Source organism: Rhodococcus sp. NPDC003322 (assembly GCF_053589555.1).
In genome coordinates this window covers 1,059,138-1,083,897 of record NZ_JBSFSC010000002.1, presented here as the reverse complement: position 1 = coordinate 1,083,897, position 24,760 = coordinate 1,059,138, and the positions used below count along the sequence as shown (strand labels likewise).

Here is a 24,760-nt window from a genome sequence, read left to right as displayed (position 1 = left end):
GTACCAAATTATTTCGTCGCTGCGAGCGACCACTTGCCGAGAGGCGATATGGCGGGCGTTGTCGCCCCGAAGCCGTCGACACCTTGTGTGTCGGCGGCTTCACTCTTTCTGTCCTGGCGGCCCATCTCCTTCGCACGGCGGACCATCCCGCAGCCGGTCCCCGGACGCAGTACGGTCGTTGCACACCAGTGCGCAGATTGAGATGCGGGGTCATGAACAGCACACCGGACCGAACGCGACCACAGCGCCGCCGCGTGTTGTCTGCCGCCCTGGTACTCGTCGCGCTCGCCGGCCTGCTGCTCGTCGGGCACGAACTACCGACACAGCCCACCCCGTCCGAGGTGCCGATCACGGCGGCGCCACCGCCACCGTCCCCTCCGGTACCGCTCGACCCGGCCGCGCTCGAGGCGCGAATGGTCCCGACCCTCGTAACCCTGAACGCGTCCGCGGGCGCACTCACCACCGCAGGCACCGGCATCCTGCTCAGCCCGGACGGCCTGGTGCTGACCAACCACCACGTCATCGACGGCGCCAACGACGTGAATGCGGTAGCCATGGCGACCGGCGCCGGATACGACACCGAGATCCTCGGCTACGACCGGTTCCGCGACGTCGCGGTGCTGCGGCTGCTCGGCGCGGACGGGCTGCCCGTCGCGCCGCTCGGCAGATCCGCCGAACTGCGCCTGCAGGACGCGGTGACCGCGATCGGCAATGCCGACGGCGGCGGGGTGTTGCTGTCCGCGCCGGGCGTGGTCACCGGCCTCGGTGAGTCGGTGGTCGCCCGCAACTCCACCGACGGCAGCCGCAACCGGCTCACCGGGATGATCGAGGTGAACGCCGACATCCGGCCCGGTGACTCCGGCGGACCGCTCGTCGACGCCTATGGGCGGGTGGTCGGCGTCAGCACCGCGGGCAACACCGGCATGCGTCCCGATCCCGCCGAACCGACCACGGGCACCCCGATCCCGGTCGAGTCCTATGCGCTGCCCATCGACGACGCCGTCGCGATCGCCGAGCAGATCCGCACCGGGCGCTCCTCCGAGACCGTGCACGTCGGACCGACGCCGCTGCTCGGCGTCGCGGTCACCGACGTCGGGCAGACACAGGACGGCGCGAAGGTCGTCGCGGTCGGCGTGGACAGCCCGGCGGCGCAGGCCGGCCTGGTGCGCGGTGACGTCGTCGTCAGCTGGGACGGCCGCCCGATCCGCTCGCAGACGGACCTCACCGTCGAGATGACCGCCCGCAAACCCGGTGACCGGGTGGAACTCGGCTGGGTGGACGGCTCGGGACAGCGCCGCACCGCGACGCTGGTCCTCGCGACCGGAACCCCCTAGAGCTTGAAGATCACCGCGCGCTGGACGATGAAGTTGATCACCGTCGCGGTGCCCTGCGCGATGACGAAGGCCAGCGGCACACGCCACCAGGCGTCGTCGGGGAATTGACTGTTCAGCGCGGTGCTGATCCCGACCTGGACCGCGAACGTCACCGCGTACAGCGCGACGACCGCGATGAAGCGGGCCCGGCTCGGCTCGGCCTGGAAGGTCCAGCGACGATTGAGCAGATACGCCGTGGTGGTACCGGCGACGAAGCTGATCGACTTCGCCACCACGAACGGCAACCCGGCCTGGAGCAGCACCACGAGCAGCCCGAAGTCCACGATGGCAGACAACCCGCCCGTCACTCCGAAGCGGATGATCTGCGTGATCAGCCCCACTCCCGGGGCGCCGGCCTCGTCGCGCAGTGGCAGATCGACGGCCGTCGGCAGATGCGGTTCGGGGGCATGCGGGGTTCCTGGCACGGGTCGAGGGTAGGCGACGGTCGCCGCCCGCTGTCGTCGAGCGTGCAGTTGTCGGGGCGTCGGCCGGGTGGCGGTGAAGCTCCCCCGAGCACGTCGTGCAGGGAGGTACCCCCAGGTGCACACTCGACGACAGCGGTCCGGCGAACCGCACGGATCTTGCCGCGCGAGTAACCTCTGTGGCGATGTCCACGACAGCAGACGAGGCGCCCACTGCCCCCGCGGCACCGCGGCCTCTGACCACCCAGACCCGAACCCTCACCGGATGGGGGCGCACCGCGCCCACCACCGCGGAGGTGCTCTCCACTCCCGACGTCGAGGTGATCGCAGCCGCGGTCGCCCAGGTCGCCGAGAAGAACGAGGGCAAGCCATCGCACCTGCGCCGCGGCGTCATCGCCCGCGGCCTCGGCCGTTCCTACGGCGACCCGGCCCAGAACGCGGGCGGCCTGGTCATCGACATGAATGCTCTGAACAAGATCCACCGGATCGACCGGGAGAGCGGCCTCGTCGAGGTCGACGCCGGCGTGAACCTGGACCAGCTGATGCGCGCGGCGCTGCCGTTCGGGCTGTGGGTTCCCGTCCTACCCGGCACCCGGCAGGTCACCATCGGCGGCGCCATCGGCTCCGACATCCACGGCAAGAACCACCACAGCGCCGGCAGCTTCGGCAACCACGTGGTCTCGCTGGACCTGCTCACCGCCGACGGGAAGGTCCGGACGCTGACCCCGAAGGGTGGCAGGCAGGACCCGAAGGGTGCGCTGTTCTGGGCGACGGTCGGCGGGATGGGCCTGACCGGCATCATCCTCAAGGCCACGATCCAGATGACGCACACCGAGACGGCGTACTTCATCGCCGACAGCGTGCGCACCAGCGGCCTCGACGAGACCATCGCCCTGCACAGCGACGGCTCCGAGAACAACTACGACTACTCGTCGGCGTGGTTCGACGCGATCTCCGCACCGCCGAAGCTCGGTCGCGCCGCCGTTTCCCGCGGCTCGCTCGCCAAGCTCGACCAGCTGCCCGCGAAGCTGCAGAAGGATCCGCTGCGGTTCAACGCCAAGCCGCTGGTGACGTTCCCGGACATCTTCCCGAACGGCCTCGCCAACAAGTTCGACTTCACGATCGTCGGCGAGCTGTATTACCGGAAGACGAAGAACGCCACCGGGCAGGTTCAGAACCTGACCGCGTTCTATCACCCGCTCGACCTCTTCGGTGAGTGGAACCGCGCCTACGGTTCGAAGGGCTTCCTGCAGTACCAGTTCGTGGTGCCGACCGACGCGGTCGACGAGTTCAAGAAGATCATCGTCGACATCCAGCGGTCCGGGCACTACTCGTTCCTCAACGTGTTCAAGCTGTTCGGCGAGGGCAACCAGGCGCCGCTGAGCTTCCCGATGCGCGGCTGGAACGTCTGCGTCGACTTCCCGATCAAGGCCGGCCTGAACGAGTTCGTCACCGACCTCGACAGGCGCGTCCTCGAATTCGGCGGACGGCTCTACACCGCGAAGGACTCGCGGACCAACGCCGAGACCTTCCACGCGATGTACCCGCGGATCGGCGAGTGGATCGCCACCCGCCGCAAGTACGACCCCACAGGCGTTTTCGCCTCCGACATGTCCAGAAGGCTGGAGCTGAACTGATGATCAACGCGGTGGGCAACCCCCAGACGCTGCTGCTGCTCGGCGGGACTTCCGAGATCGGCCTGGCCATCTGCGAGGAGTACCTGCGCAAGTCCCCGATGCGGGTGATCCTCGCCGCGCTGCCGGGTGATCCGCTGCGCGAGAAGGCCACCCAGCAGATGAAGAACGCCGGTGCCACCGAGGTCGACATCGTCGACTTCGACGCGCTCGACACCGAGTCGCACCCGAAGGTGATCGACGAGGCGTGGGCCAAGTCCGACGTCGACGTCGCCATCGTCGCGTTCGCCCTCGACGCCGACGCCGAGGAGCTGTGGCAGAACCAGCGCAAGGCGGTGCTGGTGGCGAATGTGAACTACACCGCGTCCGTCTCGGTCGGCGTGCTGCTCGCGGAGAAGATGAAGGCGCAGGGCTTCGGCCGGATCATCGCGATGTCGTCGGTGGCCGGCGAGCGCGTCAAGCGCGCCAACTTCGTCTACGGCTCCACCAAGGCCGGCCTGGACGGCTTCTACCTCGGTCTGAGCGAAGCGCTGGCCCCGTTCGGCCCGAAGGTGACGGTCGTCCGCCCCGGCATGGTGCGCACCCAGTTCAGCGCGCACGTCGACGAGGCACCGCTGACGGTGAACAAGGAGGATGTCGCCAAGCTGGCGGTCGCCGCGTCCGACAAGGGCAAGGAGATCGTCTGGGCGCCGGGCCCGTTCCGCTTCGTGATGATGGTGCTGCGGCACGTCCCGCGCGCGATCTTCCGCAAGCTGCCGGTCTAGTACCGCCGCGAACACCCGAACGGGAGTCCGCCGCACACCTTCTCGACAGGTGCGGCGAACTCCCGTTCGGCGTTTCGGGGCGTCAGGCGGCGATGACCTCGTCCGCGAACCGGCGGACCGCGTCGAGCCGGGCGGTGCGGCTGGTGAAATCCGCGCGGTAGAGGTACCAGGGCGAGACGCGGCACTCGGTGACGCCGATGTCCGCGAGCGCGCGGTACTCGTCGAAATTCCGCACCCCGGTCGGGGACACGTTGATCTCGAACGGCTCACCGGCGCGACCGTTCTCGGCGCGGAGCTTCTCCAACCGCGTGATCGCGGTGGTCAACTCCTCCACCGGGACGTTGACGGAGATCCAGCCGTCGGCGAGACGCGCAGCGCGGCGCAGGCCGGGCTCGCTGTGCCCACCGACGTAGATCGGTACCGGCAGGTCCGGCGCCGGGCTGATCATCAGTCGGTCGAAATCGTAGTGTTTCCCGTGGAACTCGACCCACTGCGGACCGCCACCCGCACACACCGCCTTGACGATCTGGATCGCCTCGTCGGTGCGCGCACCTCGCGTGCACATCTCGGTACCGGTGAACCGGAACTCCTCCGGAATCCACGACAGCCCGACGCCGACGGCGATGCGGTTGCCCGACATCACCGCCATGGTCGCGATCTGTTTGGCGGTCAGCAGCGGATCACGCAGCGGCAACTTCAGCACGTTGGTGTAGAAGCGCAGCCGCTCGGTGACCGCGGCCATCGCGGTCATCGCGATGAACGGGTCCGGCATCGGAGTCTCGCCCGACCACATGCGTTTGCCATCGGCCGTGTACGGATAGTCGGCCGACACCGTCTCCGGGTAGAACACCGAGTCCGGCATCGCGATCGAGTCGAACCCGACTTCCTCCGCGACCTGTGCGAGCTCGCACAGGTCGCGGGCGTCGATCATCGCCGCGGCGAGTGACCACTTCATCGCGCCGACCTCACAGCTTCACGACCTTCGACGTCGGGATCGGGTGCGAGTCCGCCTTGATCCAGCGCATCGCCCAGGTGCCCTCGGCGTGGCCGTCGGTGTTGATCCAGTTGCCGTAGCCCGGATCCTTGGCCGCCACCACGATGGTCAACGTCCCGTCGTCGTTGAGCTTGGCGGTGTGGTTGTTGATGTAGATGTTCGTCCGGTTGTAGTCGAGCGACTCGACCCAGAAGTTCTGCAGCACGAAGTTGAAGTACTCGCAGTTCGGGACCTCGGTCTCGATGACCCATGCCTCGTCCTCGGCGAGCTTCCAGTAGCCGTGGAAGTAGAAGATCGTCGGATCGCCGCCGGCCTTCTGGAACTGCTCCTGCCCGCGGTCGAAGATCTCGTTGGGTTGCGGCATGAAGTCACGCGACCACTCGAGGAACGTGGCGGCCGAGCCCTTCAGCATGCCGATCGCCCGGTCCAGCCGCTGGCCCAGCTCGTCCTCGGTCAGCGGAACGAATTCGCCGTCCGGGTTCAGGCACTCGATGGACAGCTCGCCGGGCACCTCGGCACGCCGGTTCGCATAGGTCTGCCGCACGGAGATGAGGTTGCTGTCCGGTGCGAGCGGCAGCCACGCGCCCTCGGCGGGCTCGTCCACGCTCGCGATGAACTCGAAGCGTCCGTTCTCGTCGACCTCGAGGTCGTGGATGTGCAGGTCACCGGTCTGCAGCATGGTGCCGTCGATGTGATAGCGGTTGACGCGGGAACCGAAGGTGATCAGCGGGACCGTGCCCCGGGTTCCGGTGATCCGGTACGTGTACTGCCCGGAGATGTTGGCGCGCATGTAGATGTTGTCCGGGTTGTCGGCGCCGATCTTGGTCATCATGTTCGGGTTCGGCGCGGACGTGAACTGCGGCCACCGCGGGTCGGTGTACTCGACGCAGTTGATCGTCGCGTAGCGCAGCAGGCGTGACAGGTAGCGCACGCCCTCGGCCTGTGTGAGCTCGTCCTGCGGGACGATCGGGTCCGACAGGATGTTCCCGACCTCGAGCAGGTCGGTGCAGAACTTTTCCCAGGTGGCGTTCATTGTGAATTCCTATCCAGGTGAGGGGTCAGACGGCGGCGAACTTGGCGTCGACCTCGGCCGCGGTGATGCCGAAGTCTTCGAGCGAGTACTTGTGCGACGGACGACGGTGGTCGGCGAGGCTGGCCTCGTGGGCGGCGCCGACCGCGCGGCGCGCCTCGTCGGAGAACGGCAGGGAGAACCGGTCGTAGACCGTCTCGGCCGTCCCGATCGGGTCGGCCACGAAGTCCCGGTAGTCGATGTCGATGAACTGCTCCGGATTGTGGCGGGCCCGAGCCTCCTGGAAGTTCGCGTTCCCGCGCGCCCACAGGTCCAACTGGGTCCGTCCGATGGTCTTGCGGTCGAAGGCCTTCGACATGTCGTGCCCGCCCTGCTCGGCCAGGCTGAAGGTCGACGCCATCGAGGTGTGCGGGTCGCGGAAGGTCCGGACGAACAGCGCGTCCGGAAAGACCTTCATGATGTCGTCGATCGCGAAGACGTGGCTCGGGCTCTTCAGAACCCAGCGGCGATCACGATCGTTCATACCGATCAGCTGCAGGTTCTTCTTGTAGCGGGCGTAGGTGTCGGTCCAGTCCTGCTTCGCCAGCCACTCCGTGTACGACGGCACGTACGCCACGGTGTCGAACGAGGTCGACAGCAGCGTCTGCTGGAGCAGTCGCCAACACTCCTCGACCTCCTCGGCGCCCATGAAGTGCACCTTCATCAGGTCCGCCTCGTTCTGCTGGCGAGCACGGTAGAAGGCGTCGGCGCGGAGGAAATCGGGGTTCGCGGACCACGTCTCGCGGGCGGGACGGGGCTGCGGCGCCTCGGCCAGCCACATCTCGACACCCTGGTTGGCAGGGTCGGCGCTGAGGAGGCGATGCAGCGCGGTGGTGCCTGTACGGGTCAGTCCGCACATGAAGATCGGCCGCTCGATCGCAACATCGACATGCTCGGGGTGCCGCGCGAACGCAGCCTCGCTGATCAGCCGGCCTCTGAGCGCGGACACGATCATCTTCCGGGCGATCACTCGCCCGTGCGGGGTGAGGTCGGCCTCGCGTGCGAACGAGTCCAGCAGAACCCGCAAACCCTCGAGATACTCGTCGCCACCGAAGTCGCCGAGGCCGGTCTCCTTGCGCGCCTGCGCGTGCAGGTCCTCGATGGAACCGATTCCGTCGTAATCCTGAGTCATTTCCTACATCCTTGCGAAAGGTGGATCAGTGATGTGCGTGGCCGCAGTTGACGTCCAGGCACTGCCCGGTGATCGCGCGGGCGAGGTCGGAGGCCAGGAAGATCACCGCGTTCGCGATGTCGTCGGGTTCCGGCAGCCGGCGCAGGTCGGTGTCCGCCGCGATCTCCGCGTAGACCTCGGCCGGGTCGACGCCGCGCTGCTCTGCCTGCTTCTGGACCATCGCCTTGACCCGGTGCGCCCAGATATAGCCAGGTGCAACTGAGTTCACTCGGACACCCATCGGGCCCAGCTCCACCGAGAGACTGCGGGCGAGCGCGAGCAGCCCGGCCTTCTGCACCCGGTAGGCACCGAAGTTCGGCAGCTGGTTGCGCAGCACCATCGAGTTGATCACCACGATCGACCCCTCGGACTTCTCCAGTGCGGGAGCGAGTTTGCGGGTCAGGTTGAGTGCGGCCAGCAGGTTGATGTCAAGGCCCTGCCGGACTGACTCGAACTCGGCGTCGAGCAGCCGCTCGTGCGGCGGCTGCACGAAAGCGTTGTGCACCACCGTGTCGACCGCTCCGAACTCGGCCAGCGCCGCATCGGCGAGATTCGTGACCGACGCGTCGTCGGTGAGGTCCGTCGGCACGGACAGCGCGGTACCGCCGAGTTCCCGGATCTCGTCGGCGACCTCCGTCAGTCGGGACTCGGTCCGCGCGGCCAGGACGACCCGGGCACCGGCGAGCGCGCTGCGCACGGCGACCGAGCGTCCCAACCCCTCACCGACACCCGAGACGACCACGACCTTGCCGTCGAGCATCGCCGGCATCACCGGCGGCAACCCCAAGGTCATACCTGCGCCCTGGGATCCAGAACGACGCTCAGCGAGACGATCTTCCCGTCCTCACCGAACTCGAACAGGTCGGTGGACAGGAAGTCGGGCATGCCCTCGCGCTGCACGCGCAGCTGCATCGCCGCGAACCGGCCGGTGACGGTGATCGGCGAGTACCGGCTCACCGTGAACGCCACCTTCGCGTTCTCGGTGCCGAAGGCCCGGATCTCGTCGACACCGGTGTAGGTCCGCATGCCCAGCGGCTCGTGCTGGACCGCGTCCGCCGCGAACAGCGACACCAGCTGATCGACGTCGTGATCGCCGAGATGCTTGACGTACGAATCGATCACCGAACAGATTTCGTCTCGGGTGGGCACAGGGAACGCTCCTCGGGTGTGGTTGGTGAATCGGGCTGGATCAGGCGATGACGCCGCGGCTGCGGAGCTTCTCGACAATCTGAACTGCGGCCTCCGCGGGAGTCGTCACGGTCGTGTCGACTCGCAGCTCGGGGCTTTCCGGCGACTCGTACGGGGAGTCGATGCCGGTGAAGTTCGTCAGGTCGCCCCGCCGCGCCTTCTTGTACAGCCCCTTCGGATCCCGCGACTCGGCGACGTCGATCGGGGTGTCGACGAACACCTCGCAGAAGCGGTCCTCGCCGATCAGCTCGCGGGCCGCGTCCCGCTCGGCCCGGAACGGGGAGATGAACGACGCCAGCACGACCAGCCCGGCATCGGCCATCAGCCGGGCGACCTCGGTGACCCGCCGGATGTTCTCCACCCGGTCGGCCTCGGTGAACCCGAGGTCCCGGTTCAGACCGTGACGGACGTTGTCGCCGTCGAGCAGGTAGGTGTGGCAGCCGCTCGTGTGCAGTTGCCGCTCGAGCTCGTTCGCGATGGTCGACTTGCCGGACCCGGACAGACCCGTGAACCACAGCACCTGCGGCCGGTGACCGTTCAGGACCGCCCGGGACTCGGCGTTCACATCCACGGCCTGCCAGTGGATGTTGTCCGACCGGCGCAGCGAGTGCGCGATCATGCCCGCACCGACCGTGGTGTTGGTCAGCCGGTCGATCAGGATGAACCCGCCCGTGTCGCGGTTGTCGGCGTAGGCGTCGAACGGGACCGGCCGGTCGAAGCTGATGTTGCACACGCCGATCTCGTTGAGGGCGAGGGTGTTCGTGGCAGTCTGCTCGAGCGTGTTGACGTTGATCTTGTACTTCGGCTTGGTGATCCGCGCCTGCACCGTCATCGTGCCGATCTGGCAGACGTACGGACGCTCGGGCAGCATGTCGTGCTCGCCCATCCACACCAGCTGCGCCTCGAACTGGTCGGCGACCCCCGGCAGGGCGTCAGCGACTGCGAGAACGTCACCGCGGCTGATGTCGATCTCGTCGGCGAGGGTGATCGTGACCGACCGGCCCGCGACGCCCTCGTCGAGGTCACCGTCCATCGTGACGATCCGCGCGACCGTGGACTCCGTCCCGCTGGGCAGCACCCGAACGCGGTCACCCGGGCGCACCGCGCCGCCGACGATCTGCCCGGAGAATCCGCGGAAGTCGAGGTCGGGACGGTTCACCCACTGCACGGGCATCCGGAACGGTCCGGCGCGGAGGTCGTCGTCGATGTCGACGGTCTCGAGGTGCTCGATCAGCGACGGACCCCGGTACCAGGGCGTGTTCGGGCTCGGCTCGGTGAGGTTGTCACCCATGTACGCGGACATCGGGATCGGGACGACACTCGCCAACCCGATCTCCGCCGCGAAGGCGGTGTACTCGTCGACGATGCCCTCGAACACCTCGCGGGAGTAGTCGACGAGGTCGAGCTTGTTCACCGCGAGCACCACGTGCCGGATACCGAGCAGCGACACCAGATACGAGTGCCGGCGAGTCTGCGTGAGCACGCCCTTGCGCGCGTCGATCAGGATCACCGCGAGGTCGGCGGTCGAGGCGCCGGTGACCATGTTGCGGGTGTACTGCTCGTGGCCGGGGGTGTCGGCGACGACGAACTTGCGCCGCTCGGTGGTGAAGTAGCGGTAGGCGACGTCGATGGTGATGCCCTGTTCGCGTTCGGCGGCGAGGCCGTCGACGAGGAGGGCGAAGTCGAGACCCTCGCCCTGGGTGCCGACCTTCTTCGAGTCGCTCTCGAGGGCGCTGAGCTGGTCCTCGAACACCAGCTTCGACTCGTACAGGAGCCGGCCGATCAGGGTGGACTTGCCGTCGTCGACGCTGCCGCAGGTGATGAAGCGCAGCATGGACTTGGTGGCGTGCTGGGCGAGGTACTGCTCGATGTCCTCGGCGATCAGGTTGGACGAGTGGGACATCAGAAGTACCCTTCCTGCTTCTTCTTCTCCATCGAGGCGCTGCTGTCGTGGTCGATGACGCGGCCCTGACGCTCCGACGTGGTGGTCAGCAACATTTCCTGGATGACGTCGGTCAGGGTCGCGGCCGTGGATTCGACGGCCCCGGTCAGCGGGTAGCAGCCGAGGGTCCGGAAGCGGACGCTCTTGAGTTCGGGAACTTCACCGGGCCGCAACGGCATCCGGTCGTCGTCGACCATGATCAGGGTGCCGTCCCGTTCGACGACCGGCCGCTGCGCGGCGAAGTAGAGCGGCACGATCGGGATGTTCTCCTGCCGGATGTACTCCCAGACGTCCAGTTCGGTCCAGTTCGACAGCGGGAACACCCGCAGCGTCTCCCCCGGCGACCGGCGGACGTTGTACATGTGCCACAGTTCGGGTCGCTGCCGCTTGGGATCCCACCGGTGCTCCGCGGAGCGGACCGAGAAGACCCGCTCCTTCGCGCGGGACTTCTCCTCGTCGCGCCGCGCACCACCGAACGCGGTGTCGAACTTGTGGAGGTCGAGGGCCTGCTTGAGGCCCTCGGTCTTCCACATGTCGGTGTGCGTCGACGACCCGTGCGTGAACGGGTTGATCCCCTTCTCCACGCACTCGGGGTTCTGGTACACCAGCAGATCGAAATCCCCTGCGGCAGCAGACTCGTCACGCAGCTTGTACATCTCCCGGAACTTCCACGTCGTGTCGACGTGCAGCAGCGGGAACGGCAACCGCGACGGGAAGAACGCCTTACGGGCCAGGTGCAGCATCACCGCGCTGTCCTTGCCGACCGAGTACAGCATCACGGGGTTCTCGCTCCCCGCGACGGCCTCCCGCATGATGTGGATGCTCTCGGCCTCGAGTCTCTCGAGGTGGGTCAGTGCACGTGTCATCGCGCAAGTACCTCCAATGCCTTGCCGGCCAACTCCGGGCGGCAGATCAACAGATCGGGCAACCAGGGGTTCTCCTGGTTGTAGACGGGTTCGGAACCGTCGATTCGCGAAACATGCAGTCCCGCAGCACGGGCCACGGCGGCCGGAGCCGCCGAGTCCCACTCGTACTGACCACCGGCGTGGGCGTAGATGTCCACGTCGCCGCGGACCACTGCCATCGCCTTCGCACCGGCGGAACCCATCTCGACCAGTTCTGCGCCCAGGGCGGCAGCCATCGCCATCACCGGTTCCGGCCGGCGGGTGCGGCTGACCACCACCTTCGGCGCCCCGACCAAGGGGCTCGGCGGGATCGGCATGTCGCCGGTCGAATACGTGACACCGAGTGCGGGCATGGCGACGGCGCCGACCGTCAGCCGTCCGTGTTCGACGAGCGCGACGTGCACGGCCCAGTCGGTGCGTCCCATTTCCCCGAACTCTCGGGTGCCGTCGAGAGGGTCGACGATCCAGATCCGATCGGCGTCGAGGCGGGCCAGGTCGTCGGCGCCCTCCTCGGAGAGCACCGCGTCGTCCGGGAAGCGCTCCGCGAGCGCGGCGACGATGAACTCGTGGCTCAGCCGGTCTCCGGCGGCCTTGACCTGTGCCGGGTCCACACCCGGCTCGGCCAGCCCCGCCCGGTGCGCGAGGAGAAGTCGCCCTGCCTCCGTGGCGATTTCGACTGCGGCGCGGCCGTCAGGATGCTGCCCGGTCCCGGAATCGGATGTGGTCGGGGTCACGGAACTAGTGGTCATGCGAGTGACTGTAGCCACAGAATGAACATTGTTCAATACTAGATCGAACAATGTTCATTCTTGGTCGGACATTCGGTGCCCGACACCCCGAGCCGATCGGTACGGTGATTCGGTGAGCGAATCGAACGCAGGGTCGATCTACGGCGACGCCGAAGCTCGGCGACGCCGAACGCTGGACGCCGCCGCGGCGCTGCTGGCGGAGGGCGGCTACTCGGCGTTGACGATCCGTTCGGTCGCCAAACGCGCCGGCACGAGCACCGGCCTCATCTACCAGTACTTCGCGGACAAGCAGGACATCTTCATGGCGCTACTCGACGAGGCCATCGTGGAGTCGACGGAACGCGTCGCCGCACTGCCACGAGACGGCGGGGTCACGGCGCTACTCGTCGCCATCATCGACGATTCGGCCCGGCGGTGGGGCCGGGTCGGGCGCATGTCCGCGATCTGGCGTGACGCCGAGGGCAACGCCGACTCGGATCGCGAGTCGCTCCACGAGGTCCACCGAGTGGCCGCCCTCTACGACGCGGAAGTCCTGCGCGCGGTGACCGAGGCCGCCGAGGAGGAGGGGCGGATCCTGCTCGACGACGAGAGGGTCCTTCCGTTCCTGCTGTCGGGACTGCAGGGGGTGGCAGCCACCATCGCCAACAACTGGGCGGCTCACCTCGACCAGTCCGAGCTCGTCTCGTTCTCGGCGGCGGCAATCACCCGCGCGATCACGCGAACCGAGCCGTCCACCTGACGGAGGCGGCGCCGCCGTAGCGCCTAGACTCCGGATTCGTGACGACGACCGCCAGCACCACCCCGCCCGACCTCGTCCAGCCCACCCGCCGCGCAGTCGGAACACTCGTCGAGATGGTGCTGGCCGTTGTCGCCGCAGCGGTCGTCGCCGCCGTCGGCCTCGTCGCGTTCTCCGTCGTCGACTGGCCGGCGTTCAACTCCTCCAATGTCACCCGCGCGCTGACCACGGTCGGGCAGGTGGCCGCCCTGGCACTGCTCGCACTGTCGGTGTGGTTCCTCCGGACCGGCCGCGCCCCAAGGGTCGCGAAGCTGGCGTCGTGGGTTGGGATTTCCGGATTCGTCACCGTCACCCTCGGCATGCCGCTGGCCGCAACCAAGCTGTACCTGCACGGCGTCTCCGTGGATCAGGAGTTCCGCACCGAGTTCCTGACCCGGATGACGGACACCGCCCGCCTCGACGACATGACGTACGCGGACCTGCCGTCCTTCTACCCGTCCGGCTGGTTCTGGGTCGGCGGGCGGGTCGCCAACCTCCTCGGCATGGCCGGGTGGGAGACGTTCAAACCGTATGCGATCGCCTCGATCGCGGTCGCCGCCGTCGTGGCGCTCGTGTTGTGGTCCAAACTGATTCGCGCCGACCTCGCCGTGCTCGCGACGGCGGCGACGACGGCACTCACCCTCGCCTACGCCTCGCCCGAGGCGTACAGCGCCGTGCTCGTCGTCCTGCTGCCGCCGGTGCTGGTACTGGCGTGGGGTGGCCTGTACCGGCCCGGGAACGTCCGCGGCGGAGGCTGGGGCGCGGTGCTCGGAACAGGTCTGTTCCTCGGACTGGCCGCGACGTTCTACACCCTCTACCTCGGCTACGCGGCGTTCGCGGTGGTCCTCATGGCAGTGATCGCGGCAGGATTCGCGGTGCGCGCGAACGGGATCCGCGCGGCATGGGATCCGGTCCGGCGACTCGCCGTGATCGCGGTGATCGCGGGGCTGGTCGCGCTGATCGTGTGGGCGCCGTTCCTACTGGCACTGCGCACGCATTCGCTCGCCGGGTCCGGCACCGCCACCCACTACCTGCCCGAGTCCGGGTCCACGCTGCCGCTGCCGATGTTCGATGCCTCCCTCGTCGGCCTGCTGTGCCTCCTGGGCACGGTCTGGCTGGTCGGCCGCGCGTCCTCCTCACGCCGGGCGCAGTCCCTCGGTATCGGGGTGGTCGCGGTGTACCTGTGGTCGCTGCTGTCGATGGCGTTCACCGCGGCCGGGACCACGCTGCTCTCGTTCCGGCTGGAGCCGGTGCTGCTGGTGTTGCTCGGCGCGGCAGGCGTTTTCGGATTCGTCGACTTCACCCGCTGGATCCTGCTCGCAAGCAGTGACAACCCGCGGATGAAGGCCGCGGCGATCGCGGTCGGCGCACTGGGCGCGGTGGCGTTCGCGCAGTCCATCCCGCACCACCTGGCGCCGGAAATCAACACCGCGTACACCGACACCGACGGTGACGGCGTGCGCGCCGACCAGCGTCCGCCGGGCGCGGCCGCGTACTACGGGCAGGTGGACGAGACGATCCTGGCCCAGCGGCCGGGAGCGCGGTCGGACACCGTCGTCCTCACCGCCGACACCAGCTTCCTGTCCTTCTACCCGTACTTCGGGTTCCAGGCGCTGACGTCGCACTACGCGAACCCGCTGGCCCAGTTCGACGAGCGGGCCGCCGCGATCGCGCGCTGGGCCGAGTCCGACTCCCCCGATGCCCTGATCGCCGCGATGGACGAATCCCCCTGGCGGGCACCGGACGTCTTCGTGTTCCGGTCCAGCGACGACGCCTACACCCTCCGCCTCGCCCAGGACGTCTACCCGAACGACCCGAACGTCAAGCGCTACACCGTGAGCTTCCCGAAGTCGCTGTTCGACGACCCCCGCTTCACCACCACCGACGTCGGCCCGTTCACCGTCGTCACCCGCACGTAAGCGCTTCGCGCCCGTGCGCGCTCTTGGTGGTCCCCGCTACCAAAAGCGCGCACAGGTGCGTAACGCCTGATCGGTCAGTCGCGTGGCGCGGCCGCCATGACCGCCTCGACGAGTTCTCCGACGGCACGTGCGCAGTCGCCCCGGTCGTAGCCGAGCAGCCGCGTCTCGTCGGCGTCCGGTTCGTACGCCAGTGTGTTGCCCCGCCCCTGGACGATCGCGGCGTCCGAGAGCAGCGGGTGCTCCTCGTTCCGCGCGGCGATCTCCCGGTCGCCGCCCGCCGCGTCGACCATCAGCTGGAAGAACTGCCGGTACTCCAGGTTCTCGTCGCCGACGAGGTACGCCTTACCGGATTCGCCGCCGTGCACGGCACCGCGGACCGCCTGCGCGAGCGAGCGCGCCGACATGTAGTTGGTGCCGCCGACGGGAGCGAAATCGGGAATGCCCGGCTCGCGTCCCGCGGCCCACGAGACCATCCGCCGGTAGCGTCGGGTCGAGGCTCCCGGCACGACGCCGATGATCGAGGGCGGATTGAGGGTGCAGACCGTGAACGAGTCGTCGGCGAGCGCGCGGGCACCCTCGTCCGCGGCCTTCCGTGCCGCCACATAGGGATTGGTGGTCGCGATGTCGGGACGCAGCTGATGGTAGTAGCTGCCGACCTGCACGAAGCGGCCCACACCGGCCTGCTTGGCGAGCTCCGCGAAGCGCGGAACACCGACGCTTTGCGTCGACGCCCAGAACTTGTCGTCATCGCTGTCGGCGGCGGTCCGGTGGCGCGGGTCCTGACCGGCGGCGAAGACGACGGCGTCGAACCCCGACAACTCCTCACGGGTGAACGACGGCACCGTGTAATCGCCCGCCAGCAGCGGGAAGTCGGCGACCAGTGACTCGTCGGGGATCGGGCCGCGCCCGGCCACGGTGACGTCGTCGCCGTGTTCGCGCAGCAGGAGGGCGGTGTGTGCACCGATCATGCCGGTGCCGCCGATGACCAGGATCTTCATGGTGTGTCTTTCGGTTGAGGTGGATCAGGGATTGCGGGGACGGTTCGTCCAGCCGCCGGAGCGACGCGGGACCCAGCCACCGGACGAGTGCGTGCCACCGTCGACGTGGATGGTGCCGCCGGTGACGAACCGCGACAGGTCGGAGGCGAGGAAGAGCGCGACGCCGGCGACGTCCTCGGGCTGCCCCGGACCGCCGAGCGGCGACCACGTCGGCCACAGTTCGCGATCCTCCTCGGGGACGAGCGACGTGTAGGGCACCTGGACCGACTCGACGAGGTCCGGCGCGATCGCGTTGACCCGGATGCCGGACGGGCCCACCTCCGCGGCCAGCGAACTCGTGAACTGCGTCAGCGCGGCCTTGTACGCGGAGTACACGCTGTGCCCGGGGATCGCCCGGTGCGCCTCGACGGTCGTGAGGTTGATGATCGAGCCGCCTCCCCGCTCGGTCATGCCCGGCAGCAGTGCCTGCGTCAGGCGCAGGACATGGGCGAAATTGATCTCGTGCAGCTCGTCCCACAGCGACGGCGCGTTGGTGGCGAAGGTGTGCGGGGGCTGCAGGTAGTGGCCCACATTGTTGACCAGCACGTCCGGGCGATGGTCGACGATTTCGGGCGGGTACGCCGTCGCACGGACGTCCCATTCGACCGCGGTGATCGAGCCGCCCGCGAACGGGTCGAACTCGAGCGGGCCGAGCGGTTCGACATCGGCCACGAGCACGTCGGCGCCGTGTGCGGCGAAGGACCGCGCGATCGCGGCACCGATACCCTGGGCACCGCCGGTGACCACGGCGCGACGGTCGGTCAACATCGCACCCGGAGTGAAAGCCATGAGGTTGGGCATGAACGCCAGTACAGCGCAACCCGCGTTGCAGCCGACAGGCCCGTTTCCGGTGTGCGGAAGAATCGGCGTCTGCGCGGTGCGATGCACCAACCCACCGACGAGGCGAGGAGGAACCGATGCCACCGCACACGTCTGACGAGGGCCCGACCGGGACTCTGCAGCGCGCGGCCCTGATCCTCGACGCGTTCACCGGCGGTGGCCGGCTGAACCTGTCGCAGATCGTCGCCGCCACGGGGCTCCCCCGAACGTCGGTTCATCGTGCGTTGGAGCAGCTGGTCGCGCTGCGCTGGGTGCACCGGCACGGAATGGACTACCAGCTGGGCATGCGCATGATCGAGTTGGGGGCCGTCGCCGCGCAGCAGAACTCGCTACGCCGCGCCGCGCTGCCCAGCCTGCACTGGCTGCACCACCGGACCGGGTGCATCGTGCACCTGGGCGTGCTCGACGGACCGGAGGTGGTCTACCTCGAGAAGGTCGGCGGGGAGTTCACCCCCAGCGTCCGCTCACACGTCGGCGGCCGGCTTCCCGCACGGTCGTCGACCATCGGCACGGCGCTGCTCGCCGTTGCCGGTTCCATACCCGAGGAGTCACCGGATGTCCACCGGGTGCGCGAGTTGCGGATCGCGTACGGGCGGGAGAAGTGCCTGAAGGGGTTCAGCTGCGTTGCGATACCGATCGGTCCGGTCGACCGTGCGGAATCCGCTGCCGCCCTCTCCGTCTTCGGTCCGGCCGCGAAGATCGACGACAAGCAGGTCCTGCTGTCCGCGCAGACCGCGGCCGCCCAGATCTGGCGGCGCTTCGCGCCTGTGCGCGCTTCCAGTGGCTCCGGCCACCAGAAGCGCGCACAGGCGCCGCAGTCGACTCAGTCGAAGGAGCAGCCGACCAGCGGCTTGTCGGCCAGCCGGTCGAACAGATAGGTGATGGCGTTGTTCGTGCCGTAGCCGTCGATCAGCAGCGGGCCGAAGTGGTTGGGCAGCGTCGCTCCCGGCAGGATCGGCGGCAATCCGTTGGTGCGGAAGGTGACCGTCGCGCCCTGATCGCACCAGTCGGCGGCGAGCTGTCGCGCCTGCCCGTACGGGACGGTGTCGTCGTTGAGGCCGCTGGTGATCAGGACGGGGGTCGTCGGGGCCAGCCGCCCGATCCGCTGCTCGTCGAGCACCGCGACGATCTCCGGGCTCTCCCGCATGTGGTCGAGGACCGGCCGCCCGTCGACGGTGAGGGTGTCGGTGCGCAGGAACGGATGCTTGAAGATGACGTCGGCGATGCAGGCGTCGGCAAGTTCGCTGAGCAGTGCACGACCCTGCGGGTTGAGGATCTGGTCGACGAACGGTGCCAGCTCGGGATTGCGGTCGACGAAACCGTTGATCGCGAAGGCGATGACACCGCCGATCAGCGCGCCGTCGACCTGGGCGAGCACCTGCACGAGGTCCGCGGTCGGACCGCCGGCCCAGGTGCCCTTGAGGTTGAGTTCCGGCGCGTAGCTCGGCTGCAACTCGGCCGCGGCGGCGGTGGCGCCGCCACCCTGGGAGTAACCCCAGAACACCACCGGCGCGTTCGGATCACCAGCGAGGTTGGTGGCGGCGCGGGCCGCGTCCAGGACGCCGTGGGCCGCCTCGACCCGGTTGACGTAGGTGTGGATGCCCGGCGTGCCGAGTCCGATGTGGTCGGTGACGAACACCCGCGCGCCTGCGGCCGTCCACGCGGCGGCGGCGATCGCTTCCTGGTTCGCGGACATCGAGAGCTTGCCCGGGTCGGCGTACACACCGGTGGCGAAGGCGGCGGACATGGCGCAGTGGTCGCCCTGGCCCGCGGTGCCCGGTGCGATCACGACCGTGGGGCGCTCGCCGGGGCCCTGCCACGGGTGGGTGGCGTCGAGGTACGTGCCGCTCACGGCGACCGGCGACCCGTCCTGCTTGCGTGAGGTGTACAGGACCTGCCTACCCGCGGCCGGCCAGCCGCCGTCGGCGCCGGGGACGGTCGCGAACACGGGCAACGGCTGCTCCTTGATCACCGCGCCCGGGGTGGTGTCGAACCGGTCCGGGGGGAGGTAGAAGCCGCTCACCGGCTCGGCCGAGGCCGTGCCGCCGAACGCGCCGACCGCACTGCCCAGGCAGGCGATCACCGCTGCCACCGCGACGGGGCGAAGCCGCCGCAACCGCCGGTGCCGGCGTCCCCCTTCACACGTCGTCACCATCGCGTTCTCCCCCTGTGCCTGAGATTCCGGTTGTGAGGGCCACGATGCGATCACCGCGTTGTCGCGCCCGTCACACTTGAGCTACCGGAGAGTAACAAACGGGCGGTGTCCCGCCCACACCCAGACAAGGGGGTTCCCGGAGGCGGGGATTTCAGGCGGGCAGCAGCATCCACAGGGCGAGGTACACGAGCACTGCGGTGCCGCCGGTGGCGAAGGCGGCGACCAGCGCGCCGGCACGAACCAGGTTGGCGTCGATGCCGAAGTACTCGGCGATGCCGCCGCACACGCCGCCGAGCATGCGCTGCGACGAGGAGCGAGCGAAGATCTTGGGAGCGTTGCTGTCGAATGTCATGCGTTCAGCCTGCCGTTCGGCGGCGGGTCGGCACATCGGGTGACGCCCTGATCCGAACCCTGATCTTTCACCCCCACCCAGACCCCCCATCCCCGGGCCGAATGACTGAAGGTCACCTTCGTGCGGCCGATCCGCACGAAGGTGACCTTCAGCCGGGAGGTGGTCGGCGTCAGCGGCGCAGCGGCATGATCCGCCGGACCTCCGCGTCGCGCAGGAACAGCCCGCCCCACACCAGGATTCCGACGTAGACCGGGGACAGGATCGTGCTCAGCAGCGGCTGCTCGGTGAGGATGTTGCAGGCCACCGCGCCACCGAGGTAGCCGGTGAGCAGCACCGCACCGAGGATCGACGTCACCGGGAGCAGGTACAGCGCCAGGCACACCAGCATCACGATGCCCATCACGTACGGCGCGTAGTCGGGGAAGCCGTACTCGACCATAGAGTCGCGAACCGGCGCGATGTTCGCGAGGTGGATGACGGCGTCGAACAGCAGGAACGCCACCACCAGTGCGGTGACGACGAGGCCGGCGATGCGCGTCCTCGGCGACACCGTGGGGGTCGCGCCGGCCGGGGTGGCGACGGTGATCGGGGTGGCGGTCATGGCTGACTCCTCGGTTCGGTGTGGCATCGACGGCACCGCCGCCGGGCGCTCCGCGCGGGATGCGCGAAGCCGTTGCCCAGGTAGACCGGAACCCGCCCCGAAACTCATCGCCGGAGGGCGCTATCCGCCGAACCACGCCTGCGCGTCCAGCCGGAAACCCTGCCCGGCGGTGACGGCACCCAGATCGTCCTCGAGTTGGCGCACCCTGTCCGCGCCGATCACCGAGGCCCAGTCCGCCCGCAGTTGCTCGAAGATCTCGGCCGACCGACGCAGGCTGTCGACCCCGCGTTCGGTCAGCACCACCACCTTGGCGCGCGCGTCGGACGGATCCGGCTGTCGTGCAACGTATCCCAGAGCCTCGAGCCGGTCGACGGTCTTGCCGGCCGCCTGCTTGGAGACGCCGAGCCGTCGCCCCAGCTCACTGGCACTCACCCCGTCGAGGCCGACGGCCTGCATGGCGAACCCGTGCGCGGGCCGGAGGTCCGGATGCCCCTGGTCCACGAGCCGACGGTGCGTCTCGTCGATGAGGGACCGAAACCCGGCGAACAGCAGGAAGGGCAGCTCGAAGCCCGGGCGTTCCCGCTCAGGCATGGCGCAACCCTTGCGGGATATCGACAACCAGGTTTACTGTTTGGACAACCATGTTGTCGATACTAGCTCGGAGGAGCTCCCCGTGACATTCCACGCGCACGACCTCGAGACCGCCCCCGCCGCCGCCCGCCCCGTCATCAAGACGATCGCGGACAATCTCGGGTACCTGCCCGCACCCGTCGCGCTGATGGCCGAGTCGCCGGAACTGCTGCGGGCATTCACCCGGTCGAACGCCCTGTTCGAGAAGAGCACCCTCACCCCGCTCGAACGCGAGGTGGTCGTACTCACGATCGCGACCCGCAACGAATGCCACGTGTGCGTCGCGATGCACTCCGCGGCCCTCGCGCGCAGCGGGACGCCAACCGAGATGATCGCTGCCCTCCGCTCCGGCTCCGCCCTGCACGAGCCGCGCCTCGAGGCACTGCGCACGTTCACGGTCGCGGTGCTTGACACCGGCGGCGCCGTCTCCGACGCACAGACGAGCGCGTTTGCCTCCCAAGGCTTCACCAGCCGCAACGCGCTCGAGGTGGTGCTCGGCGTCGGCACCTTCACCCTGTCCACCTTCGCCAACCGGATGACGGACGCACCGCTGGACGCGGCGCTCATCCCGTTCGCCTGGGACGGCGCCGCCTGACCCGGCCGCGGCGTCAGCGGTCTCCGACGCGGCCGAGCCGGGCGACCAGCCGCTCCCCCGGTCCCGCCCACGGCGGCACCGGGACCGGTGCGGCGAAGCGCGCGGGCCGGTCCGCATCGGTCACGAAAATGTCTGCGCAGGAATGCAGTTCGAGGGCCAGATCGAGAGGGAACGGCCGGTGCCTTCCGACCGCCTGCGCGACATCCCACCCGTGCACCGCGACCTCCAGCGCCCCCGCCGCGGCGGCGAAATCGGAGGATAGGGGGGCGCCACCGACCCGGATGTCACCGCGATCCCTCGACCGTGCCCATGACCTCACCATCCGGCAGGCCCGATGCTGCAGCGCGGCAACGGGATCGGCCGAGAGGTCGGGCGCGGCGGCGGGATGCAGCACCACCGCCCGGTCCAGCACCGCCTCCTCGAGGACCACGAGCGACTCGTTCATGTGCCCCAACAGATCCCGCAGATTCCACTCCGAGCACGGGGTCGGACGCGACAGATCGGACGCCCTCACCAGCGCCAGGCTCCCCTCCGTGTACCGAACCGCGCACTCGAGCAGCGCGACCGGGTCCGCGAGCGGTCGGGCGATCTGCCCGGCCGTCATGTCGCCGGATTCGAGATCGGGGGCAGCGTCTCCCCGGCGCTACCGGGCAGCGTGTCCGGCAACCCGAACTTCGCGAACAGCGACAGGTCGAAGAACACCGTCACGTGCCCGATCCCGGACGGCCCGAGCGAGACCACCTGCAACTGGAAGGCGCGGTGCACCCCGTCCTCGCCGCGCATGTACAGACCGAACGCCGGCTGCCCGTTCGACACCGTCGGCACCAGCCGCATGTCGCCGGCACCGTTTGCGGGACAGTTGTTCTCGATGAGGCTGCGGATCGCCGCCGGACCCTGGTACCAGCCGACGAACGGCGGCATCTCCCACACCGCGTCCTGGGTGAACAGCTCCGTCAGCGCGGCCATGTCGTAGTTCTCGAACGCGGCCATGTACTTGTCGAGCAGCGCGCGCTGCTCGGGCTCCACGGGTTCGACGACCGCGTCCTCGGTCGGGGATGCCTGCGCGATCTGCGCCCGGGCCCGCTGCAGCGCACTGTTGACGGCGGCGGTGCTGGTGTCGAGCAGTTCCGCGACATCGGCGGCCGGCCAGGCCAGCACCTCCCGCAGGATCAGCACCGCCCGCTGCTTGGGCGGCAGGAACTGCAGCGACGCGATCAGCGCCAGCCGCAGGCTTTCACGTGAGGTCGCGACCGTGGCCGGATCGGACGCCGCGACCCCGAGCATCTCGTCCGGGATCGGTTCGAGCCAGGGCACCTCCTCGCGGGTGACGAGGTCGTCGACCGGGTCGGAACTCGGTGCGCCGAGCCCGGTCGGCAACGGCCGCCGGCCCTTCGACTCCAGCGCGGTCAGACACGTGGTCGTCGCGATCCGGTACAGCCAGGTACGCAGCGACGAGCGCCCCTCGAACTTGTCGTACGCGCGCCACGCCTTGAGGTAGGTCTCCTGCACCAGGTCCTCCGCCTCGTGCACCGACCCCGACATCCGGTAACAGTGCGCGAGCAGCTCCCGCCGATACTGCTCCGCCTGCGGGGCGAACTCTTCTCTGACAACGCTTCCACTCGTATCCCACCCAGTCATGCGCCCCACCCTTCCGTGATCGGTCGTCGGAGTACAGACCCGCGGGCGCGGCGAAACTCATCGCAGCGAGTCAGGCCGCGGTCAGCACCACCGGTCCATCCTCGGTGACCGCGATGGTGTGCTCGCAGTGCGCCGCCCGCGAACCGCCGAGGGTGCGCAGCGTCCACCCGTCGGGGTCGTGCCGATAGTCGTCGGCACCGCCGCCGATGAGCATGGGTTCGATCGCGAGCACCAGCCCGGGACGCAGCCGCATGCCGCGACCGGCGCGCCCCTCGTTCGGCACGTCCGGATCCTCGTGCATGGCGCGGCCGATGCCGTGGCCGCCGTGGTCCGCGAGCAGCCCACGACCGCGGGCGCGGGCGTACGAGCCGATCGCGGCGGCGATGTCGCCGATCCGATTACCGGCGAGCGCCGCGGCGATCCCTCGTTCGAGCGCCGTCTCCGTGTCCGCGATCAGGCTCAGGTCCTCCGGGTCGGCGGCGCCCACCACGAAGCTGATCGCCGAGTCTCCGCACCATCCGTCGAGGTACGCGCCGCAGTCGAGGCTGACGAGATCACCGTCGGCGAGCCGCGCGTCCGTCGGGATCCCGTGCACGACGGCGTCGTTGACGCTCACGCACACCACGCCGGGGAACCGGCTCGGCGCCCATTCGGGCCGGTAGCCGAGGAACGCCGGCCGCGCCCCGGCATCGGAGATGACCGCGGCCGCGGCATCGTCGAGCTCGCGCAGGCTCACGCCGACCGCAGCGACGGCGCGGGCGGCGGCGAGTGCCGAGGCGACGACCCTCCCCGCCTCTCGCATGGCGGCGATCTCCCCCGGCGACTTCAACTCGACCACTGCAACCTCCCGATACGAATAACAATACCGGTATTACTATAGGCACATGGTGCGCGTGCCGCTGACGGCGGAGGAGATCGAACGGGGCCGACGACTCGGCGAACTGCTGCGCTCGGCGCGCGGTCCGGCCAGCATGGTCGACGTCGCCGCCGAGGCCGGCATCTCCGTCGAAACCCTGCGCAAGATCGAGACCGGCCGGATCGCGACGCCCGCGTTCTTCACCGTCTCCGCCCTCGCCCGGGTCCTCGACCTGTCCCTGGACCGGGTCGCCGACGCCCTCGCCGACCCACCGTCCGCGCGCGACATCGCGTCGTGACCAGACGGAGCGGCGGGATCAGCGCCCGTTCGGGAAGAGCGTCTGCTCGGCGGTGAACGCCCCGTCGCGGTCGTCGACGAACTCGCCGTCGCAGCGTCCGGCGAGCGCGCCCGACACCTGCCCCCACGCAGGTTGACCGGTTCCAGCGCATGATCGGTGCCGCCGTCGACGGCGGTGGGCGTCGGCGTCATCCGGCACCGACCTCCGTCGAGGCGACCGTCCGCCCACTCCCTGGCGCTTCGGATCGCGTAGTAGGAGGTGCGGCAGAGGTGTGCCCTACCCAATTGATAACGACCAGGTACCCGATTCCGGAAACAGCCCCTGACGGTGTACGGATCGGCGGACAATGGGCGCACCGGACAGCGTGACGAACCTCTTGCACGAAAGGGGACAGCCATGGCCGCGGACTCGTCGGTCAAGCAGGAAATTGCGACAGGCACCTCGATCGGGGCGGCCATTCTCCTGGTGACAGTGGGCGTCATCCAGGTCCTCCAGGGCATTGCCGCGGTCGCCGAGGACGAAATGTTCGTGGTCGGCATCGACTACGTCTACAAGTTCGATCTGACCACGTGGGGATGGGTGCACATCGTGCTCGGCGCGATCGTCGCGCTGGTCGGCCTCGCACTGTTCACCGGGGCGACGTGGGCGCGGGTCGCCGCGATCGTGGTCGCCGCGATCTCCATCATCGCCAACTTCCTGTGGATCCCGTACTACCCGTGGTGGTCGATCCTCATCATCGCCATCGACATCGTGGTGATCTGGGCAGTCTCCACCTGGCGCCCGGTGCGGGTCTGACGGCGGAAACCACCCCCGCGCTTCCACCCGCAGGCGATTCCCAGCGTCGGTCGGTACC

At 68.8% G+C, this 24,760-nt stretch carries 27 protein-coding genes; 9 read left to right on the top strand and 18 right to left on the bottom strand.

Translation table 11 applies throughout. From position 1 onward, the window contains the following. The first annotated feature begins 212 nt into the window (after window positions 1-212). On the top strand, window positions 213-1,334 hold the full coding sequence (locus tag ACWDUM_RS11330; RefSeq protein ID WP_450134041.1) for a S1C family serine protease: 1,122 nt from the start codon (window positions 213-215) through the stop codon (window positions 1,332-1,334). Here the strand turns inward: ACWDUM_RS11330 and ACWDUM_RS11325 are convergent. Next, window positions 1,331-1,798 carry a GtrA family protein gene (locus ACWDUM_RS11325; protein ID WP_450134040.1) on the bottom strand — a complete coding sequence of 156 codons (468 nt, stop codon included), beginning with the start codon at window positions 1,796-1,798 and terminating at the stop codon, window positions 1,331-1,333. The genes ACWDUM_RS11330 and ACWDUM_RS11325 overlap by 4 nt on opposite strands. Before the next feature lie 182 nt (window positions 1,799-1,980). Between ACWDUM_RS11325 and ACWDUM_RS11320 the strand changes: the two genes are divergently transcribed. Further along, the gene (locus ACWDUM_RS11320; protein WP_450115622.1) at window positions 1,981-3,432 is read left to right on the top strand and encodes an FAD-binding protein; all 1,452 of its coding nucleotides are present in this window, start codon (window positions 1,981-1,983) and stop codon (window positions 3,430-3,432) included. Further along, window positions 3,432-4,193, top strand: a complete 762-nt coding sequence (locus ACWDUM_RS11315) for a decaprenylphospho-beta-D-erythro-pentofuranosid-2-ulose 2-reductase (RefSeq protein ID WP_450115623.1) — start codon at window positions 3,432-3,434, stop codon at window positions 4,191-4,193. The genes ACWDUM_RS11320 and ACWDUM_RS11315 overlap by 1 nt, the downstream gene beginning before the upstream one ends. 82 nt (window positions 4,194-4,275) lie before the next feature. Here ACWDUM_RS11315 and ACWDUM_RS11310 read toward each other — a convergent pair whose 3' ends face one another. The 8 genes from ACWDUM_RS11310 to ACWDUM_RS11275 are packed head-to-tail and all read right to left on the bottom strand — an operon-like array spanning window position 4,276 to window position 12,211. Continuing rightward, complete coding sequence (locus tag ACWDUM_RS11310; protein WP_450134039.1) at window positions 4,276-5,148, bottom strand: TIGR03619 family F420-dependent LLM class oxidoreductase; 873 nt, start codon at window positions 5,146-5,148, stop codon at window positions 4,276-4,278. A 10-nt stretch (window positions 5,149-5,158) separates the two neighbouring features. Beyond that, on the bottom strand, window positions 5,159-6,220 hold the full coding sequence (locus tag ACWDUM_RS11305; protein WP_450134038.1) for a DUF1214 domain-containing protein: 1,062 nt from the start codon (window positions 6,218-6,220) through the stop codon (window positions 5,159-5,161). Between the two features lie 25 nt (window positions 6,221-6,245). Then, window positions 6,246-7,388: a sulfotransferase family protein gene (locus tag ACWDUM_RS11300; protein ID WP_450134037.1), complete on the bottom strand. Its 1,143-nt coding sequence runs from the start codon at window positions 7,386-7,388 to the stop codon at window positions 6,246-6,248. A gap of 25 nt (window positions 7,389-7,413) precedes the next feature. Beyond that, the gene (locus ACWDUM_RS11295) at window positions 7,414-8,220 is read right to left on the bottom strand and encodes an SDR family oxidoreductase (RefSeq protein WP_450134036.1); all 807 of its coding nucleotides are present in this window, start codon (window positions 8,218-8,220) and stop codon (window positions 7,414-7,416) included. Next, window positions 8,217-8,576, bottom strand: coding sequence for a nuclear transport factor 2 family protein (locus ACWDUM_RS11290; RefSeq protein WP_450134035.1), 360 nt, complete (start codon window positions 8,574-8,576; stop codon window positions 8,217-8,219). The genes ACWDUM_RS11295 and ACWDUM_RS11290 overlap by 4 nt, the downstream gene beginning before the upstream one ends. 40 nt (window positions 8,577-8,616) lie before the next feature. Continuing rightward, window positions 8,617-10,518, bottom strand: a complete 1,902-nt coding sequence (gene cysN / locus ACWDUM_RS11285; protein ID WP_450134034.1) for a sulfate adenylyltransferase subunit CysN — start codon at window positions 10,516-10,518, stop codon at window positions 8,617-8,619. After that, on the bottom strand, window positions 10,518-11,423 hold the full coding sequence (gene cysD / locus ACWDUM_RS11280) for a sulfate adenylyltransferase subunit CysD (protein WP_450134033.1): 906 nt from the start codon (window positions 11,421-11,423) through the stop codon (window positions 10,518-10,520). The genes cysN and cysD overlap by 1 nt, the downstream gene beginning before the upstream one ends. Further along, window positions 11,420-12,211: a 3'(2'),5'-bisphosphate nucleotidase CysQ gene (locus ACWDUM_RS11275; protein WP_450134032.1), complete on the bottom strand. Its 792-nt coding sequence runs from the start codon at window positions 12,209-12,211 to the stop codon at window positions 11,420-11,422. Before ACWDUM_RS11275 ends, cysD begins: the two co-directional genes overlap by 4 nt. Window positions 12,212-12,323: 112 nt before the next feature. Here ACWDUM_RS11275 and ACWDUM_RS11270 point away from each other — a divergent pair, with 112 nt between their 5' ends. Both ACWDUM_RS11270 and ACWDUM_RS11265 read left to right on the top strand, forming a co-directional pair. Beyond that, window positions 12,324-12,950, top strand: a complete 627-nt coding sequence (locus tag ACWDUM_RS11270) for a TetR/AcrR family transcriptional regulator (protein ID WP_450116756.1) — start codon at window positions 12,324-12,326, stop codon at window positions 12,948-12,950. A 113-nt stretch (window positions 12,951-13,063) separates the two neighbouring features. After that, a complete protein-coding gene (locus tag ACWDUM_RS11265) occupies window positions 13,064-14,905 on the top strand; it encodes a galactan 5-O-arabinofuranosyltransferase (protein WP_450134200.1) in 1,842 nt (613 codons plus the stop codon). A gap of 74 nt (window positions 14,906-14,979) precedes the next feature. Here the strand turns inward: ACWDUM_RS11265 and ACWDUM_RS11260 are convergent, their stop codons facing one another. Both ACWDUM_RS11260 and ACWDUM_RS11255 read right to left on the bottom strand, forming a co-directional pair. Next, window positions 14,980-15,903 (bottom strand): NAD-dependent epimerase/dehydratase family protein, encoded by a 924-nt coding sequence (locus ACWDUM_RS11260; protein WP_450134031.1) that lies wholly within the window; start codon window positions 15,901-15,903, stop codon window positions 14,980-14,982. 24 nt (window positions 15,904-15,927) lie between these two features. Then, window positions 15,928-16,743 (bottom strand): SDR family NAD(P)-dependent oxidoreductase, encoded by an 816-nt coding sequence (locus ACWDUM_RS11255; protein WP_450134030.1) that lies wholly within the window; start codon window positions 16,741-16,743, stop codon window positions 15,928-15,930. 116 nt (window positions 16,744-16,859) lie between these two features. Between ACWDUM_RS11255 and ACWDUM_RS11250 the strand changes: the two genes are divergently transcribed. Next, entirely contained in the window at window positions 16,860-17,660 is an 801-nt protein-coding gene (locus ACWDUM_RS11250) for an IclR family transcriptional regulator (protein ID WP_450134029.1), read from the top strand. Here ACWDUM_RS11250 and ACWDUM_RS11245 read toward each other — a convergent pair. The 4 genes from ACWDUM_RS11245 to ACWDUM_RS11230 all read right to left on the bottom strand — a co-directional run bounded on the left by ACWDUM_RS11245 (window position 17,606) and on the right by ACWDUM_RS11230 (window position 20,481). Next, window positions 17,606-18,937 carry a lipase family protein gene (locus ACWDUM_RS11245; protein ID WP_450134028.1) on the bottom strand — a complete coding sequence of 444 codons (1,332 nt, stop codon included), beginning with the start codon at window positions 18,935-18,937 and terminating at the stop codon, window positions 17,606-17,608. The two genes, ACWDUM_RS11250 and ACWDUM_RS11245, sit on opposite strands and share 55 nt — an antisense overlap. 151 nt (window positions 18,938-19,088) lie before the next feature. Next, a complete protein-coding gene (locus tag ACWDUM_RS11240; RefSeq protein ID WP_450134027.1) occupies window positions 19,089-19,289 on the bottom strand; it encodes a PspC domain-containing protein in 201 nt (66 codons plus the stop codon). A gap of 169 nt (window positions 19,290-19,458) precedes the next feature. Beyond that, window positions 19,459-19,890: a DoxX family protein gene (locus ACWDUM_RS11235; RefSeq protein ID WP_450134026.1), complete on the bottom strand. Its 432-nt coding sequence runs from the start codon at window positions 19,888-19,890 to the stop codon at window positions 19,459-19,461. Window positions 19,891-20,010: 120 nt separating this feature from the next. Then, window positions 20,011-20,481, bottom strand: coding sequence for a MarR family winged helix-turn-helix transcriptional regulator (locus ACWDUM_RS11230; protein WP_450134025.1), 471 nt, complete (start codon window positions 20,479-20,481; stop codon window positions 20,011-20,013). 82 nt (window positions 20,482-20,563) lie between these two features. Here ACWDUM_RS11230 and ACWDUM_RS11225 point away from each other — a divergent pair, with 82 nt between their 5' ends. Next, a complete protein-coding gene (locus ACWDUM_RS11225; protein WP_450134024.1) occupies window positions 20,564-21,115 on the top strand; it encodes a carboxymuconolactone decarboxylase family protein in 552 nt (183 codons plus the stop codon). Window positions 21,116-21,128: 13 nt separating this feature from the next. Here ACWDUM_RS11225 and ACWDUM_RS11220 read toward each other — a convergent pair whose 3' ends face one another. The 3 genes from ACWDUM_RS11220 to map all read right to left on the bottom strand — a co-directional run bounded on the left by ACWDUM_RS11220 (window position 21,129) and on the right by map (window position 23,591). After that, window positions 21,129-21,719, bottom strand: coding sequence for a TIGR03086 family metal-binding protein (locus ACWDUM_RS11220; RefSeq protein ID WP_450134023.1), 591 nt, complete (start codon window positions 21,717-21,719; stop codon window positions 21,129-21,131). Beyond that, on the bottom strand, window positions 21,716-22,753 hold the full coding sequence (locus tag ACWDUM_RS11215; protein WP_450134022.1) for a sigma-70 family RNA polymerase sigma factor: 1,038 nt from the start codon (window positions 22,751-22,753) through the stop codon (window positions 21,716-21,718). Before ACWDUM_RS11215 ends, ACWDUM_RS11220 begins: the two co-directional genes overlap by 4 nt. A 70-nt stretch (window positions 22,754-22,823) precedes the next feature. Next, entirely contained in the window at window positions 22,824-23,591 is a 768-nt protein-coding gene (gene map / locus ACWDUM_RS11210) for a type I methionyl aminopeptidase (protein WP_450134021.1), read from the bottom strand. A gap of 46 nt (window positions 23,592-23,637) precedes the next feature. Here map and ACWDUM_RS11205 point away from each other — a divergent pair, with 46 nt between their 5' ends. Next, a complete protein-coding gene (locus ACWDUM_RS11205; protein ID WP_450116744.1) occupies window positions 23,638-23,907 on the top strand; it encodes a helix-turn-helix domain-containing protein in 270 nt (89 codons plus the stop codon). A 396-nt stretch (window positions 23,908-24,303) separates the two neighbouring features. Then, window positions 24,304-24,702, top strand: coding sequence for a DUF7144 family membrane protein (locus tag ACWDUM_RS11200; protein ID WP_450134020.1), 399 nt, complete (start codon window positions 24,304-24,306; stop codon window positions 24,700-24,702). Window positions 24,703-24,760 lie beyond the last annotated feature (58 nt).

What these genes read in the sequence shown, in the direction of transcription:
- ACWDUM_RS11220 (WP_450134023.1), bottom strand. Translation starts at nt 21,719, where the DNA reads ATGACGGCCGGGCAGATCGCCCGACCGCTCGCGGACCCGGTCGCGCTG.
- ACWDUM_RS11310 (WP_450134039.1), bottom strand. Translation starts at nt 5,148, where the DNA reads ATGAAGTGGTCACTCGCCGCGGCGATGATCGACGCCCGCGACCTGTGC.
- ACWDUM_RS11295 (WP_450134036.1), bottom strand. Translation starts at nt 8,220, where the DNA reads ATGACCTTGGGGTTGCCGCCGGTGATGCCGGCGATGCTCGACGGCAAG.
- ACWDUM_RS11305 (WP_450134038.1), bottom strand. Translation starts at nt 6,220, where the DNA reads ATGAACGCCACCTGGGAAAAGTTCTGCACCGACCTGCTCGAGGTCGGG.
- ACWDUM_RS11215 (WP_450134022.1), bottom strand. Translation starts at nt 22,753, where the DNA reads ATGACTGGGTGGGATACGAGTGGAAGCGTTGTCAGAGAAGAGTTCGCC.
- ACWDUM_RS11255 (WP_450134030.1), bottom strand. Translation starts at nt 16,743, where the DNA reads ATGCCCAACCTCATGGCTTTCACTCCGGGTGCGATGTTGACCGACCGT.
- ACWDUM_RS11320 (WP_450115622.1), top strand. Translation starts at nt 1,981, where the DNA reads ATGTCCACGACAGCAGACGAGGCGCCCACTGCCCCCGCGGCACCGCGG.
- ACWDUM_RS11230 (WP_450134025.1), bottom strand. Translation starts at nt 20,481, where the DNA reads ATGCCTGAGCGGGAACGCCCGGGCTTCGAGCTGCCCTTCCTGCTGTTC.
- ACWDUM_RS11250 (WP_450134029.1), top strand. Translation starts at nt 16,860, where the DNA reads ATGCCACCGCACACGTCTGACGAGGGCCCGACCGGGACTCTGCAGCGC.
- ACWDUM_RS11235 (WP_450134026.1), bottom strand. Translation starts at nt 19,890, where the DNA reads ATGACCGCCACCCCGATCACCGTCGCCACCCCGGCCGGCGCGACCCCC.
- cysN (WP_450134034.1), bottom strand. Translation starts at nt 10,518, where the DNA reads ATGTCCCACTCGTCCAACCTGATCGCCGAGGACATCGAGCAGTACCTC.
- ACWDUM_RS11205 (WP_450116744.1), top strand. Translation starts at nt 23,638, where the DNA reads ATGGTGCGCGTGCCGCTGACGGCGGAGGAGATCGAACGGGGCCGACGA.
- ACWDUM_RS11265 (WP_450134200.1), top strand. Translation starts at nt 13,064, where the DNA reads ATGGTGCTGGCCGTTGTCGCCGCAGCGGTCGTCGCCGCCGTCGGCCTC.
- ACWDUM_RS11245 (WP_450134028.1), bottom strand. Translation starts at nt 18,937, where the DNA reads ATGGTGACGACGTGTGAAGGGGGACGCCGGCACCGGCGGTTGCGGCGG.
- ACWDUM_RS11260 (WP_450134031.1), bottom strand. Translation starts at nt 15,903, where the DNA reads ATGAAGATCCTGGTCATCGGCGGCACCGGCATGATCGGTGCACACACC.
- ACWDUM_RS11315 (WP_450115623.1), top strand. Translation starts at nt 3,432, where the DNA reads ATGATCAACGCGGTGGGCAACCCCCAGACGCTGCTGCTGCTCGGCGGG.
- cysD (WP_450134033.1), bottom strand. Translation starts at nt 11,423, where the DNA reads ATGACACGTGCACTGACCCACCTCGAGAGACTCGAGGCCGAGAGCATC.
- ACWDUM_RS11200 (WP_450134020.1), top strand. Translation starts at nt 24,304, where the DNA reads ATGGCCGCGGACTCGTCGGTCAAGCAGGAAATTGCGACAGGCACCTCG.
- ACWDUM_RS11330 (WP_450134041.1), top strand. Translation starts at nt 213, where the DNA reads ATGAACAGCACACCGGACCGAACGCGACCACAGCGCCGCCGCGTGTTG.
- ACWDUM_RS11300 (WP_450134037.1), bottom strand. Translation starts at nt 7,388, where the DNA reads ATGACTCAGGATTACGACGGAATCGGTTCCATCGAGGACCTGCACGCG.
- ACWDUM_RS11275 (WP_450134032.1), bottom strand. Translation starts at nt 12,211, where the DNA reads ATGACCACTAGTTCCGTGACCCCGACCACATCCGATTCCGGGACCGGG.
- ACWDUM_RS11240 (WP_450134027.1), bottom strand. Translation starts at nt 19,289, where the DNA reads ATGACATTCGACAGCAACGCTCCCAAGATCTTCGCTCGCTCCTCGTCG.